A 14,439-nucleotide genomic window follows, 5' to 3' on the forward strand; every position below is an offset into this window, starting at 1 on the left:
TCCGTAAGCACCAGAACCAGAAATTTCTACAGGAAATGCAAAGGAAATCAGTGTCTGGCATCTCCCATTTGGGAGCCTGCGTCATCGGTCCGTGGCGCGATAGCCTTCGACGCCTCTTCGACCGGAGGGCCCCTGGATGCCCGTGCTCGACAAACCCGTCATCATCGGCCGTTCAAGCTCGCACTTCACACGCATTGCCCGGCTCTTCGCCGCGGAGCTGCGCGTCGAGCATTCCTTCCAGGTGCTGAGCAACCTGCTGTCCACCGACCCGGCGGATTACGGCGGCAACCCCGCGCTCCGGATTCCCGTCCTGAAGACGGCCCGGGGCGCCTGGTTTGGCGCGCTCAATGCCTCCCGGGAGCTGTGGCGCCAGTCCAATCCCAGGCCCCGCGTGGTGTGGCCGGAGGACCTGGACGTGCCGCTCCTCGCGAACGTGCAGGAGCTCACCCTGCAAGCCATGGCGACGGAGGTGACGCTGGTCATGGAGAAGATGGCCGGCGGCGGTGAGGGGACGACCCATGCCCTCAAGCTGCGCAAGTCCTTGCTCAACATGATGGCGTGGCTGGAGGAGAACGCGAGCGCCGCGCTCGCCGCCCTCCCACCCGAGCGGGACCTGAGCTACCTGGAGGTCACCCTCTTCTGTCTCGTGACCCACCTGGAGTTCCGGGACGTGTTGCCCACCGCGCCCTATGCGGCGCTGAACCGCTTCTGTCAGCAATTCGCGCAGCGGCCCTCCGCCCGGGACACCGCCTTTCACTTCGACACCTGACACGACCGGCCGTTGCCGGTCTGTCTACGCCCTCCGCAGGGGCTTCTTCCTTCGCGTGCCCAGCGCGCCTGACGCGGCGCCCCGCAGGAGCCGGCGGAAGGTGGGGCATTCCAGGTGGCTCGCCGCGGGACAGGCCGCGGCGTGCCGGAGGCCGTCGCGCATCGCGCTCAGCTCGCGGATCGTCTTGTCCAGCTGCTCCGCCTTCGCGGAGAGCATCCGCCGGTCGATGCGCGGCTGCCCGTCCGGCGCGAACATGAGCGCGATCTCCTCGAGCGAGAAGCCGGCGGCGCGCCCCATCGCGATCAACGCCAGCCGCTCCAGCACGCCAGCGTCGAACAGGCGGCGCAGGCCCCGCCTGCCGACCGAAGCAATCAGCCCCTTCTCTTCATAGAACCGCAGCGTCGAGGCCGGAACGCCGGAGCGCCGCGCCACCTCCGTGATGTCCAGTTCGCTCACCCTCTTGACCTCAAGTCGACTTGAACTGGCACAGTGCGGCCTTCGGTTCTTGAAGGCAAGCAAGCGGAGACGACCATGGATGAGACTCACCAGACCGGGAATGAGCAGACGGCGCTTTGGAACGGGACCGCCGGACGCGCCTGGGTCGACACGCAGGAGGTGCTCGACTCGATGTTCAAGCCGATGGAGGACCTGCTCGTCGAAGCGCTCGCCGCCAGCTCCGCGAGCCAGGTGCTCGACGTGGGCTGCGGCACGGGCAGCACGACGCTCGCCTTCGCGCGGCGGCTTGGCGGGGAGGGCCGCTGCACCGGCATCGACATCTCGGAGCCGATGCTCGCCGCCGCCCGGGCCCGCGCTGAACGGGAAGGCACTCCGGCAAGCTTCATCCGCGCGGACGCGCAGCTCCACGCCTTCGAGCCCGCGAGCTTCGACCTCATCCTCTCACGCTTCGGCGTCATGTTCTTCGAGGACCCCGTCCAGGCCTTCGCGAACCTGCGGCGTGCCGCGAAGGCTGACGCCCGGCTCCGGTTCATCGCCTGGCGGAGTCCTTCGGACAATCCATTCATGACGACAGCCGAGCGCGCCGCGGCACCGTTCCTGAAGCTCCCCGCCCGCCGGCCGGACGCACCGGGGCAGTTCGCCTTCGCGGACCCGCGCCGGGTCCACCGCATCCTGGAGGAGAGCGGCTGGGCGGGCATCGACCTCCAGCCTGTCGACTTCGCGTGCACCCTGCCCGAGCAGGAGCTGGTCCGTTACCTGACCCGGCTCGGGCCGCTCGGCCGGTTCCTTCACGAGATGGACGACCGGACCCGCGCCCAGGTCATCGAGACGGTCCGCGCCGCCTTCGAGCCCTTCGTGCACGGGACGGAGGTCCGCTTCACGGCCGCCTGCTGGACGGTCGGTGCCCGGGTGTAAGAACGCAGATACCCAGGATTGGCGGTCACCCGCGAGGCCAGAATCACGCCCAGTGATTCATGGATGATACGGGACGTCCGGCCACTGCTCCCTATTCCTTTTGTGTCACGGCGTGCCGTGCTGCCTGCTCTGCGACCAGCGAACGCCCCGCTCAAGGCAGGCCATGTCCGATTGCATAGCTTCATGGGCAGTCGTGCAACGGCACACATGAGCCAAACCACGCCAGAGGAGGTTGCGACATGGGGAGCATCATCGAGGGAGAAGGCCTGAGGAATCCCGGCTTCTACAATGACAGTCAGGCATCGTCCGAAGGTACTAGCGAGAGGGTCGGCCTCAAGCAGGAGGGCAAGGAACAGGTGAAGCGCATCGGCGGCCTCACGCGCCAGCGCGCCTTCTCCCAGGTCGATTCCCGCAAGGGCGTCCTGGTGGAGAGCCTGAACGGCTTCGCGAAGCAGCTCGAGTCCATCTCGGGCCAGGGGGACACGCAGCTGCCCCAGCAGCTGATTGGCAGCGCGGTGGGCTTCGTTCGCAAGGCGTCCGACACCCTGGAGCAGAACTCCACCGAGGAGCTGCTGCGGCAGGCGCAGACGCGGATGCGTGAGCGGCCGGGCGTGGCGCTGGCGGGGTGTGCACTGCTCGGCTTCGTCGCCGCGCGATTCCTCAAGGCGTGAGGGGGCTGACCATGGACCCCTATTCCTCACGAACACGCGGCCAGTACATGGGACTGGACGCGGACGAAACCACGACCCGTCCCCAGGCTGAGGGCTTCAGGACGGATGGAGGGCTGGGCGAGCAGTCGCTCGGCACCCTGGTCTCCGAGTTCATCGAGCAGGGCCGGCACCTGCTCCGGGCGGAGCTCACCCTGGCGCGCACGGAGATGCGCGCCGAAGCCAAGAAGGCAGCGGCCGGTGGCGGCCTGGTCGCCGCGGGAGGCGTGGTGCTCTTCCTGGGCGCCATGGCGCTGGTGGCCTTCCTGGTCATCGCGCTCGCGGAGCTGATGCCCCTGTGGGCCAGCGCGCTGCTGGTGACCGTGCTGCTCATCGCCGCGGGGGCGGGTATGGCCGCCGTGGGCGCGAAACGACTCAAGACGGTGCATGCACCGCGCAAGACCATCCAGACCCTCAAGGAGGACAGCCAATGGGCGAGCACGACGATGCGCTCCGCGAAATCGCAGATGCACGGGCACGCATGAGCGTGCTGGCGGACGAGCTGGGCCGCCGCGCGAATCCCGAGTTGTTGAAGGCCCGCGCGAAGGAGTTCGCGCTCGAGAAGAAGGAAGAGGTGACGGAGCACGCGAAGCAGCTCGCCGCGGAGAAGCGCGAGGAGCTGAAACAGCAGGCCCGGGACAAGGTGCTCGACTGGAAATCGCAGGCAAAGGAGACGGCGATGCGCAAGACGTATGAATGGACGGATGAGGCCACCCACACCCCACGTGGACTGGGGCTGCTGGGCGCGCTCCTGGGGGCCGGTGTCGGCTCCATGTTGATGAAGCGGGCCTTCCGCTCCCGCATCGAGGAGCGCGAGTACCGCGAGCGCGACTACCGCGTCCGGGGCTACGAGCGGGTCCCGGTGGGCTACCGCGAGCGCATCCCCCTCCACGAGTCCGAGCGTGAGTACTACGGCGCCTACGGTTCGGGCCGGGACATCCCCTACCCTGAATACAACACGCGCGCTGAATACGGCGCGGACGTGGGTGAGGGCGGCCACGAGGGCTCGCACCTCAAGGACCGCGCCAGCGAAGCGCTGCACACGGCGAAGGAGTCCGTGGGGGCCACCGCGGAGAACATGAAGGAACGGGTGAGCGGCGCCGCGGACACCGTGCGCGGCCGCGTCCACGACGCGGCGGACACCGTGCGCGGCCGCGTCCACGACGCGGCGGACACCGTGCGCAGCCAGGCCTCGCACCTGCGTGAGCGCGTGCCGTCGGCCCAGGCGCTCCGTGGCCGCACCTCGCAGTGGTACGACCGGGCCCTCGAGGAACAGCCCCTGGCGCTCGCGCTCGGCGCGGTGGCGCTGGGCATGCTCACCGCGAGCCTGCTGCCGGTCACCGACAAGGAGCGCCAGCTCCTGGAGCCCGCCAAGCGTCGCGCGCAGGAGGGACTGTCCCAGCTGGGAGACCAGGTGAGCCAGAAGCTCGAGGGCAGTGAAATGGAGCAGGACAGCGAGACGGCCCTCGCCGGCCCGACCTCGATGGGCGCGAGCGGCGGAATCCCACCGCTGCCGCCGTTGGATCAGATCGCCCCGAAGGTGCACTGAGCGATTGAAGCGCGGGGCCTTCCCGGGCCCGGGTTGTCTGGCCCGGGAGCCCCCTCCAGCAGAAGCCATTCCGCGCCCGCGCCGCCGGTCACTCCCGGTAGAGCGTGCGCCGCAGGAAGCCGAGCGCCCGGCCCCAGGCGTCGTTCCAGTCCTGCTCACGCATGGTGTGGTCCGACTCCGGGTACTCGTAGTGCCCGACGTGCGAGCCCAGCCAGGGGAACTCGCCCCAGAGCCGGTGCGCGAAGTCCCGGGCCTGATGCGCGGGGACCAGCTGATCCCTCCCCGCGTTCAGCAGGAGCAGCGGGTGGCGCGCGCAGTCCCAGGGACGGTGGACGGGCGCGTGCTGCATCAGCTCGCGCAGCGCGTCCGTGACGTGGCCATCCCGGGGCGTCCAGTCCGGCGAGCCGAGAAGGGACACGGTTGCCTGGACGCGGGAGTCCTGGGCCGCCACGGCCAGCGCGGTGTAGGCCCCGAACGAAACGCCCGCGAGCCCGATGGGCCAGTGCCCCTCCCCCACCACGTGGTCGATGACCCGGGAGACCTCGGGGACGGCCTCGCGGATGAAGGAGAGAAAGCGCGCGTGGGAGTCGGCCGGGCCGAGCGAGGGCATCCCGTCGAGCCAGCCGTCGCGCCGGGCGCCGTGATGCGGGGCATCCACGCCGACGGCGGCCATGCCCCACTTCGCGAGCGCCTCCAGCTCCCCGCGCTGGTCGTCTGCCTTCGAGAACAGGCCATGCAGCACGACGACGGCGGGGCCGGGCCGGGGCTCGTCGTGCACCTTGAGGACGGGGATATGGCCATCCACGCGGAAGCGGTACTCAGCGGACATGCGCGGAGTCTGCGCGTTCCCGGTGCTGTCTGGCGAGCCCCCCGCGCTTCTGCTCCCGGCGGCCGGGGCCTCAGGGGCCGAAGCGCAGCATGAGCAGGTCCTCGTCTCCAAGGCTCCAGTATTGGGGCTGGTCGCCGTCCAGCGCGTACCAGCCCTGGATGCTGCCCAGCAGCAGCACGCCGCCGCCTGGCCAGGCCTGGAGGCTGCTGCCTGCGTACCCGAACTCCCGGCGCAGGCTGCGCGACCACAGGTGGGTGCCGTCCGGAGCGAAGCGCGCCAGCACGTTGCCTCCGGCGAGACTCCCCCCACCCAGGTCCCCTTCGGAGCTCCAGCCGAAGAGCGCGATGCCACCGGAGGCATCGGACACGAGCCGGAAGAGCGAACCGGAGCCACCTCCCGGCTGATCCCTCACCCACAGCAGCTCGCCCTGTGCGCTCAGGGCCCCGAACAGCACATCCTCCCCCTGCACGCTCGCGACGCGGCGCCCGGCGAGGGTGCGGCTCCCCCGGAAACTCGCGCCGAAGAGCACCGCGCCCCTAGCCCCGCGCGCCACGCTCACCACCTCCCCATCCAGCCCGGTGAAGCGGTACGTCCACAGGGGTGTGCCGTCGGGCGCGACGCGGGAGACGAAGGGCGTGCGCGTCCACGTGCGCTCGGCCATGTCGCCCTCGCCCAACAGGCCTCCGACGAGGACGTGGCCCGAGTCCTCCAGGGCGAGCGTGCTCGCGGTGGTGGCCGCGGCGTCATCGTCGAACACGCGGGACCAGAGGTGCGCCCCGGAGGGATCCAGCTTCAGCAGGAAGGCCTCCGTGTAGTCACTGCGGCTGCCGGAGAAGGGGCCGCCCACGAGCACGCCCCCGCCGAAGTCCGCCGTGAGGGAGAGCGCGCCCAGCAGCACGGCGTTGCCCGCCGCATCCAGCGCCACGTCCGTCACGCCGGTGTAGCCCTGCACGCGGAAGCCGCGGCTCCAGCGCGCGTCTCCCGTGGGGCCGAGCCGCGCGACGAAGAGGCCGCGCGACACGGAGGGAAGCGGCCCCGCGCCCAGGTCCGGCGCGCCTGCGTAACCGCCTGCCACGACGATGCCACCCGCGTCGTCCACGGCGACGGCATTCAGTGCCACCCAGCTGCTCTCGGAGGGGGCAAAGGTCCGGCTCCACAGCAGGGCGCCGTCGGCCGCGTGGCGGGCAATCACCGCGTGCCCTTCGGAGCCGGGGCCAGGGCCCCCGATGTCGCCCGAGCCGACCATCACGAAGCCGCCGTCGGGCAGGGCCGCGAGGTCGCTGTGCCGATCCCTCCCGTCACCGCCACGCTGGCGGCTCCAGGTGAGCGCCGGCACGGGGCCGCGCGCGCGGCAGTCCTCTCCGTAGGTGACGAGGAGCTGTGGGCGCAGCGCGACGTCGGGCGACTCGCGCGAGTGGAAGCGCAGCAGGTCCTGTGAAGCGGGCACGAGCGCGAAGCTCGAGGCGTTGCGCTCCCACACCCGCTGCGTCACGTCGTACTCCACCCAGGTGCCAACAGTGGCCTGCCCCTCGCCAGGCTCCGTGAGCGCGGAGGCCGGCGCGGAGCCGTGCCAGGTGCGGCGCGCCTCGTCCACCTGCGTCTCCGGGAGGCGGTGCAGCGACGGCGCCGGGCCACGGCCTGCCTTCACGTGCAGCCGCAAGCGCGCGCGCACGAGGCCCGGCCCTGAGCGCTGTGGGAGGAAGAAGCGCAGGAGGGCCTGATTGCCAGCGGATCCGCCCACCACCAGGTCGGGCTCACTGCCCCGCGGCTCGGAGGCGCCCGAGGCGAGCGTGGCATCGTCGGTGGGCGGCATCACCACGCTCGTCCACTGCGCCGCGCAGCCGCTCGAAGGGCCCACGGGGGCACCCACCGACGCATCCACCCGGATGCTCAGCCGGGGACGCAGCGCCGCGTCCGGGTGCTCGCGCGAAGCAAAGGCCGTGTTTCCGCTCGAGTACCCGAGCAGCCCGAAGTTGAGTGCTTCCCCACTCCGCACCACCGCCGTGACGTCATAGCCGAACCACGCCCCCGCCGTGACGGGACGCCCCTCGAGCCGCACCTGCGCGATGTTGAAGGCGCGCCCATCCCACGTCGCCGTCTGCTCGTCCCAGCGCTGGACGTTGAGGTAGAGCCCGGGCGCCGCGTCCCCCTCCAGGACATGGAGCCACAGCACCGCGCGCGCCGCCGCGCCCTGGAACGCGGGCACGTCGAACTGCACCTGGCTGTACGCGTCCGAGCCACCGTTCACGCGCAGGGTGGGCTGGGTCCCCAGGGGCGTGGACGGCGACGTTGACGCCACCGTTATGTCCGCGCTGGGAAGCACCAGCAGGTGCCTGGTTCCGGGGCCCGTCGCCTCCGCGTCCCACGGCGCCCCGCTCCCGGCATCCTGCGGCCCTGGAGCAGGCCCTGCGTCCGGCGTGCCTTCCAGCTCCTCGGGAGTGCCCGCATCCGGAACGAGCGGCCCGGGCCCGGGGTCCGGGACGGGTGCCACCGGTTGCTCCGGGGCTTCAGCCTCCGGTGGGCCCGGCAACGCCTCCGGTTCCGGGGCCGAAGGTTCCCCGCAGCGAGTGAGCAGCAACGCCAACCCCACCGTTCCCAGCACTCGCACCACGCCACCGCGCTGCATAGCCCCTCCGCTCCGGCCTCCAACGTCCGCGCGATGCACGGCGTGCGCCAGGAAGGCTTCGTGCGCTGGTGAACGCAGGGCCCGTCCAGAGGGGAAACCTCGTGCCCACCGGACGAAGTCCTTTGCCCAACGTGCGTGGAAGGCCACTCCATGCGGCAGTGCGCAGGCTGAAACAAACGACCCATACATGAAGCAAGCCGCGAACATGCTCTGCGTGAAATCACGAGCCCTCGCGGTAGGGAGTGCTGAGACATTGTCGCGTGTCGACGGGTGTTTCCGCACTCGCGCGCTAAGTTCGCCTGACGATATTTTCTTGTTTTATTGGATTTTACGGATGGGGCCCTCTAAAACATGGGCAGTTCCTCCCGGCGCTCCCGTGCCGGGACCAGGAGCTGGGCTGATCCACATCCAGAGGGGCAACGAACATGTTCAAGAAGGCGGCTGTCCTCGTGGTGAGCTGTGGCGCGTTGCTGACGGCCTGCGGTGGCGATGCGCAGAGCGAGAACGAAGAGATCGTCTCCAACCTGATCGAGGCGGGCTTCCCCGCCAATGACATCATGGTTGTCGACAACGCGGTGTACGTGGGCCGCGACGCCCACGTGAGCCTGGAGACCTCCCGGGAGATGCTCCAGACCGACGCTGAGACGGCGGAGCAGTACCGGACGACCAACCTCGTCGGCACCAGTGTGACGAAGATCTGCGTCGTCCCCACCGCGCAGTTCAACAGCTACAGCCGCCTCAGCGCGGGGCTCGACCTGGCCATCGAGAACTACAACAGCCAGGGCCTCCGCCTCACCTTCGCGCGCGGCTCCGCGTCCGACTGCACCGCGACCATCTCCGCGAGGACCACCAGCGGTGTCGGCGGCTCGGCTGGCTTCCCCAAGGGCGGCAAGCCCTACGGCACCATCAACATCGGCGTCGGCCTGCAGGACTACAGCGTGGACGTGAACGAGCACGTCATCACCCACGAGATTGGCCACACCCTCGGCTTCCGCCACTCGGACTACTACGACCGGTCCATCAGCTGCGGCAGCGGCGGTAACGAAGGCGCGTCCAACGTGGGGGCCATCCACATCCCCGGGACGCCGACCACGGCCACGCGGGGCGGCTCGGTGATGAACTCCTGCTTCAGCTCGAACGAAAGCGGCGAGTGGACCAGCTCTGACCGCACGGCGTTGAACTACCTCTACTAAGCGCTGGCCTGACAGCCCCCCGGGTCGGAGCAAGACCCGGCGGGGCTCCGCGGTTCCCTCGCTGACGGGACTTCACCCCGCGCGCGAGTGCATTGCAGCGCCAATCCAGGGATGCTCCCGCACGTCCTGCCCCCGGCTGGGACGGACGCCTGGAATGGTGCCGCGTTGAGTGAAGAGATCGTCTACCGCCATGCCATCGAGGGGCTCTTCCTTCGCTCCGTGGGCAAGCGCCTCACGCCGGAGCTCAAGGACCGGCTGCGCGCCATTGGCCTGGACCTGGACGTGAAGCTGCCGCACCACACACCCCGCGGCGTCTTCGCCGAGGCCCTGGGCATCACCGCGCGCTACCTCTATCCGGAGGTGGATGCGCAGGAGGGCTACCGGCGGCTGGGGGTGGGCATCATCACCGGCATGGAGCACACGCTGCTGGGCAAGGCGCTCGTGTCCCTGTGGCCCATCTTCGGGCCGGACCGGGTGCTCTCCCGCATGCAGGAGAGCTTCGCCACGGTGAACAACTACCTGAAGACCGAGCTCATCACCCACGGCCGCGCGGACCACACCATCAAGGTCAGCGAGTGCAATGGCAACCCCGGCTACCTGATGGGCATCATCGAAGCGGGGCTGACCCGGGCCGGCGCGAAACACGTTCGCGTCGAGCCCTTCGACTTCAACGGCCACGCCTGCTCCTACCGCGTGCGCTGGGACCCATAGGGGCGCGAGCAATGACAGTCACCCAATCCCTGCTGGCTTTCGTCGTGGCAGCGAGCATCCTCGCCATCACCCCCGGGATCGTGTTCATCGCGTTCGGCGCGAAGCTCGCGCTGTCGCGGCGCTGAGCAAGGGGACGCCCGGCCTGACGCACAGACCGGGCCGTCCCATCACGGCCTTCCGTTACGTGGCAGCGTCGGGCTGGGCCCGCGGCTCCGGGAGCGCCACGGCTTCGCTGGCGGCCCCGGTGCGCGTCTTGGCGATGAGCAGGTAGATGGCCGGCACGAAGTAGAGGGTGAAGAGCGTGCCCAGCGCCATGCCCGTCACCAGCACCAGCCCGATGCTGTTGCGCGCCGCCGCGCCCGGGCCCGACACCAGCACGAGCGGGAAGTGGCCCGCGACCGTGGCCACGGTCGTCATCAGGATGGGACGGAGCCGCTCGGCGGCCGCTTCCTTCACCGCCTCCAGCTTCGTCCTGCCCTCTTCCTGGAGGCGGTTGGCGAAGTCCACGATGAGGATGCCGTTCTTCGCGATGAGCCCCACCAGCGTCACCAGCCCCACCTGCGAGTAGATGTTGAGCGTGGTGGTGAAGCTGTCCGTGAAGTACGGCATCATCGGGTTCGGCATCCGCAGGAACGTGGTCACCAGCGCGCCGAAGAGCGCCAGCGGCACCGACCCCGCGAGGATGATGAGCGGATCCCGGAAGCTGTTGAACTGGGCCGCGAGCACCAGGAAGATGAGCACCACCGCCAGCCCGAACGCCGGGGCGAACGAGTCCCCTTCCGTGCGCAGCTGCCGGGACTCGCCCGTGTAGTCGATGCGGTAGCCCGCCGGCAGGATGCGCGCGGCCTCCGTCTCCAGGTAGGTGAGCGCCTCATCCAGCGGGCGGATGGCCACGCCGCTGAGCTTCACGGCATTGAGCTGCTGGAAGCGGTTGAGCGACCGGGGCGCCACCTTGTCCTTGAGGGACGCGATGGCCGACAGCGCCACGAGCTTGCCGTCCGGGCCGGTGACGTGGATGTCCTTGAGCTGCTCCGGGGTGAGGCGGGACGAGCGCAGGACCTGCGGGATGACCTTGTAGCTGCGGCCGGCGATGTTGAACCGGTTGACGAAGTTGCCGCCCACGGCGGACCCCAGGTCCATTCCCACGGTCCCCAGGTTCAGCCCCAGCTGCGCGACCTTCTCCCGGTCGACCTCGAGCTCCGACTGGGGCTGGTCCAGCTTCACGTCGATGATGGGCGGGAAGGCGAACAACCCGCTCTGCGTCGCCTTCTCCTGGAGCTGCTGCGCGAAGCCCAGGAGCTCGTCCGCCTCCGCCGTGGAGGCGATGACGAACTCCACCGGGAAGTTGCCACCGCCCGGCAGCGCGGGAGGCTGGAGCGTGAACGTCTGGACCGCCGGGATGGTGTTCACCCGCTCCTGCGCCTCCGCCATCACCTGCGCCGTGGTCCGCTGGCGCTCCTTGAACGGCTTCAGCACCAGGCCCCAGAAGCCGTTGCTCGGCTGGACGATCTGGAAGTTGAAGCTGGACTCCGGCATCTCCATCAGCAGCTCGCTCGTCCTGGTCACGGACGGCTTCAGCTGATCCAGGGTGGAGTTGGACGGCGTGCTGACGATGCCGATGACGAAGTCCTGGTCCTCCACGGGCGCCAGCTCCCGGGCCGACTGGTTGAACATCACCAGCGCGAGCACGCTCAGGAAGATCCACGCCGCGTAGACGGGCCCGCGGACGAGCAGCGAGCTGTCCAGGGAGCGGGCGTACGCGGCCCGCAGGCGCGCGAAGCCGCGGTTGATGACGCCCGCGAGCCCCTTGTCCTCGTGGCCCGCCTTCAGGAGCACGGAGGACATCATCGGGGAGAGCGTCAGCGCCACCACGCCCGACAGGGTCACCGCTCCGGCCAGCGTGAGCGCGAACTCGCGGAACAGCGAGCCCGTGAGCCCGCCCTGGAAGGCGATGGGCGCGTACACCGCGGCGAGCGTGAGCGTCATCGCGATGATGGGCCCCACCAGCTCGCGCGCGCTCTTGAGGGCGGCGTCCACCGGGCGCAGGCCGTCACGCAGGTGGCGCTCCACGTTCTCCACCACGACGATGGCGTCATCCACGACCAGGCCCACCGACAGCACCACCGCGAGCAGGGTGAGCAGGTTCACCGTGAAGCCGAACACCTGCATCAGGAACACCGTGCCGATGAGCGACACCGGGATGGCCACCACCGGCACCAGGATGGAGCGCACGGAGCCCAGGAACAGGAAGATGACGATGACGACGATGATGAGCGTCTCGATGAGCGTGCTCACCACCTCGTCGATGGCGTTCTGGATGTAGTCCGTGCCGTCGAAGGCGACGCCGCCGTGGATCTGCTCCGGCAGGTCCTTCTTGAGCGAGTCCATCTCCTGGCGGATGCGCTGCATGACGTCCAGCGAGTTGGCGTTGGGCAGCGACCAGATGCCGACAAAGACGGCCGTCTTCCCGTTGAGCGTCACGTCGGTGTCGTAGTCCTCGGCGCCGAGCACCACGTCCGCGATGTCCGACAGCCGCACCACCGCGCCGCCATCCTTGCGGACGATGAGCTGCTTGAACTCCTCCACGGAACGCAGGCCCGTGTTCGCCGTGAGGTTCACCTGGACGAGCGAGCCCTTCGTCTGGCCCACGGCGGCGAGCGCGTTGTTGGCGGAGAGCGCCTGACGGACCTGGATGGGGCTGACGTTGAGCGCGGCCATCCGGTCCGGCTTCATCCACACCCGCATGGCGAACGTGCGCGCCCCGAGGATGTCCGCGCGCTGCACGCCCTCCACCGAGGACAGCCGGGGCTGCACCACGCGCACCAGGTAGTCGGACAGCTCGTTCTGCTCGAGGAAGTCGGAGGTGAAGTTGAGGTACGCGATGGCGAACTGGCTGTCCGCGGACTCGATGCCCATCACGGGCACCTGGGATTCAGGCGGAAGGTCGCCGCGCACCTGGTCGACCTTGGCGCTGATTTCGCTCAGGGCGCGGTTGGCGTCGTAGTTGAGCTTGAGCCGGGCGCGGATGATGGAGACGTTCTGCGAGCTCGTGGACTCGACGTAGTCAATGCCGTCCGCCGCGGCGATGACGCGCTCCAGCGGCGTGGTGATGAAGCCACGGACGAGCTCCGCGTTGGCGCCGACGTAGACCGTGGTGACGGTGATGTCGGCGTTCTCGCTGCGCGGGTACTGCCGCACGTTGAGGGAGCGCAGGGCCTGCAGGCCGGCGATGATGATGATGAGGTTGACGACCAGCGCCACGACCGGACGCCGGATGAACAGGTCGGTGAAGTTCATGGGTTCGCCTTCCGCGTCCCTACGGGTTCACCGGCTGGGGAGCGGCCTCGACGGGCGGCGCCAGCGCGTTGTTCACGACGACGGCCATGCCGTTCTTCAGCTTGAAGACGCCGCTGCTGACCACGGTCTGCCCGGGCTTCAGGCCGGACGTCACCGCGACGTAGTCGCCCCGGCGCTCGCCCAGCCTCACGAACTGCTGCCGCGCCAGCAGGGCCGCCTTCCCGGCGGCGTCCTTGCCCTCGGCGAGCGTGAACACCGAGTCCCCATAGGGAGCGAAGAGCACCGCGGTGGCGGGAATGGCCACCACCTGCTCACTGGCTTCGGAGAGCACCTCCACGCTGGCGAACATGCCCGGCAAGAGCCGGCCGTCCGCGTTGGGCACGGTGGCGCGCATGCGCACGTTGCGCGAGGACAGCTCCACCTCCGGGTTGACGGTGGTGAGCTCCCCCTCCCAGGACTCCCCCGGGAAGACGTCGACGCGCAGGCGCACCTTCTGCCCCTGCTTCACCTGGGCCAGCGCCTGCTGGGGGAGCTGGAACTCCACGAGCGCGGGGGTGGTGGACTGCAGGGAGGCGATGGGGTTGCCCGGGGAGACGAGCTGCCCCAGCTCCACCTGCCGGATGCCGACGCGGCCCTCGAAGGGCGCGCGGATGGTCTTCTTCGCGATGAGGGTCTTCAGGTGGGCCACCGTGGCCTCGGCCTGCGTGGCCCGGGCCCGGACGGCATCCAGGTCCGACTGGGTGTTGGCCCCCTGGGCGTGGAGCTTCTCCGCGCGGTCCCGGTTCAGCCGCGCGAGCTCCGCCTCGGCCTCGGCGCCGGTCAGCTGGGCCGCCTCGCTGGAGGTGTCGAGCTGGACGAGCACCTGGCCCTTCTTCACCGAAGCGCCGTTCTCGAAGCGGATGTCGTTGACGACGCCCGGCAGCTCCGCGCTCAGGGTCACGCCCCGGAGCGCAATCACGGTGCCGACAGCGCTCCGGGTCCCCTGCCAGCCGAAGGCCTCCGCCTGCGCGGACGTGACGGTCTCCGGCGGCGGAACGAAGGTTTCACCGGCGCTGATCATCGCGACGATCTGGCCCGCCTTGACGGCGGCGAGCCCCGCGAAGACCGCGAGCAGCAGCAGCACGCCGATGACCCACCGTTTGACGCGGCTGGCACGGCGCGGTGAGGAGAGAGGCACTTCAGGAGCAGGAGCATGCATCGTGGGCACTCGAACCGGCTGACGGGTGCAGCCGTGTCAGGGAATGCGCCGCCCTGTAGCCGAACCGTTCCGCGTTTGCGCCCTTGAAAATCCGTTCAGGTTGTGACCTCTTCGGTTGGCAACCCGGCAGGGCGATTTCCAAGCGAAGAGGTCACAAGCCCGTTACGGGCCCCTGCTTGCGGAGGTCTT

At 69.6% G+C, this 14,439-nt stretch carries 12 protein-coding genes; 7 read left to right on the forward strand and 5 right to left on the reverse strand.

Going from position 1 to position 14,439, the window contains the following annotated elements; all coding sequences use genetic code 11:
* Positions 1 to 136 precede the first annotated feature (136 nt).
* The gene (locus NR792_RS21060) at positions 137 to 769 is read left to right on the forward strand and encodes a glutathione S-transferase N-terminal domain-containing protein (protein ID WP_375754462.1); all 633 of its coding nucleotides are present in this window, start codon (positions 137 to 139) and stop codon (positions 767 to 769) included.
* A gap of 24 nt (positions 770 to 793) precedes the next feature.
* Here the strand turns inward: NR792_RS21060 and NR792_RS21065 are convergent, their stop codons facing one another.
* Entirely contained in the window at positions 794 to 1,225 is a 432-nt protein-coding gene (locus tag NR792_RS21065) for a helix-turn-helix domain-containing protein (RefSeq protein WP_375754463.1), read from the reverse strand.
* Positions 1,226 to 1,300: 75 nt separating this feature from the next.
* Between NR792_RS21065 and NR792_RS21070 the strand changes: the two genes are divergently transcribed.
* The 4 genes from NR792_RS21070 (at position 1,301) to NR792_RS21085 (ending at position 4,396) form a co-directional block, all read left to right on the forward strand.
* Complete coding sequence (locus NR792_RS21070) at positions 1,301 to 2,140, forward strand: class I SAM-dependent methyltransferase (RefSeq protein ID WP_375754464.1); 840 nt, start codon at positions 1,301 to 1,303, stop codon at positions 2,138 to 2,140.
* Positions 2,141 to 2,496: 356 nt separating this feature from the next.
* Positions 2,497 to 2,811 carry a hypothetical protein gene (locus tag NR792_RS21075; RefSeq protein ID WP_375754465.1) on the forward strand — a complete coding sequence of 105 codons (315 nt, stop codon included), beginning with the start codon at positions 2,497 to 2,499 and terminating at the stop codon, positions 2,809 to 2,811.
* Positions 2,812 to 2,822: 11 nt separating this feature from the next.
* Positions 2,823 to 3,332 carry a phage holin family protein gene (locus tag NR792_RS21080; RefSeq protein WP_375754466.1) on the forward strand — a complete coding sequence of 170 codons (510 nt, stop codon included), beginning with the start codon at positions 2,823 to 2,825 and terminating at the stop codon, positions 3,330 to 3,332.
* Entirely contained in the window at positions 3,278 to 4,396 is a 1,119-nt protein-coding gene (locus NR792_RS21085; protein WP_375754467.1) for a hypothetical protein, read from the forward strand. Before NR792_RS21080 ends, NR792_RS21085 begins: the two co-directional genes overlap by 55 nt.
* 88 nt (positions 4,397 to 4,484) lie before the next feature.
* Here NR792_RS21085 and NR792_RS21090 read toward each other — a convergent pair whose 3' ends face one another.
* Entirely contained in the window at positions 4,485 to 5,225 is a 741-nt protein-coding gene (locus tag NR792_RS21090) for a dienelactone hydrolase family protein (RefSeq protein WP_375754468.1), read from the reverse strand.
* 70 nt (positions 5,226 to 5,295) lie between these two features.
* The gene (locus tag NR792_RS21095; protein WP_375754469.1) at positions 5,296 to 7,524 is read right to left on the reverse strand and encodes a DNRLRE domain-containing protein; all 2,229 of its coding nucleotides are present in this window, start codon (positions 7,522 to 7,524) and stop codon (positions 5,296 to 5,298) included.
* Between the two features lie 752 nt (positions 7,525 to 8,276).
* Between NR792_RS21095 and NR792_RS21100 the strand changes: the two genes are divergently transcribed.
* Both NR792_RS21100 and NR792_RS21105 read left to right on the forward strand, forming a co-directional pair.
* The gene (locus tag NR792_RS21100) at positions 8,277 to 9,044 is read left to right on the forward strand and encodes a zinc-dependent metalloprotease (RefSeq protein ID WP_375754470.1); all 768 of its coding nucleotides are present in this window, start codon (positions 8,277 to 8,279) and stop codon (positions 9,042 to 9,044) included.
* Positions 9,045 to 9,209: 165 nt separating this feature from the next.
* Complete coding sequence (locus NR792_RS21105; protein WP_375754471.1) at positions 9,210 to 9,755, forward strand: DUF2378 family protein; 546 nt, start codon at positions 9,210 to 9,212, stop codon at positions 9,753 to 9,755.
* 180 nt (positions 9,756 to 9,935) lie between these two features.
* Here the strand turns inward: NR792_RS21105 and NR792_RS21110 are convergent, their stop codons facing one another.
* Together NR792_RS21110 and NR792_RS21115 are read right to left on the reverse strand one after the other, a co-directional pair.
* Positions 9,936 to 13,052: an efflux RND transporter permease subunit gene (locus NR792_RS21110; protein ID WP_375754472.1), complete on the reverse strand. Its 3,117-nt coding sequence runs from the start codon at positions 13,050 to 13,052 to the stop codon at positions 9,936 to 9,938.
* A 19-nt stretch (positions 13,053 to 13,071) separates the two neighbouring features.
* Positions 13,072 to 14,250, reverse strand: coding sequence for an efflux RND transporter periplasmic adaptor subunit (locus tag NR792_RS21115; protein ID WP_375754473.1), 1,179 nt, complete (start codon positions 14,248 to 14,250; stop codon positions 13,072 to 13,074).
* Between the last annotated feature and the right edge of the window lie 189 nt (positions 14,251 to 14,439).

It is taken from the genome of Corallococcus exercitus (genome assembly GCF_042231735.1).
GTDB lineage: Bacteria > Myxococcota > Myxococcia > Myxococcales > Myxococcaceae > Corallococcus > Corallococcus exercitus_B.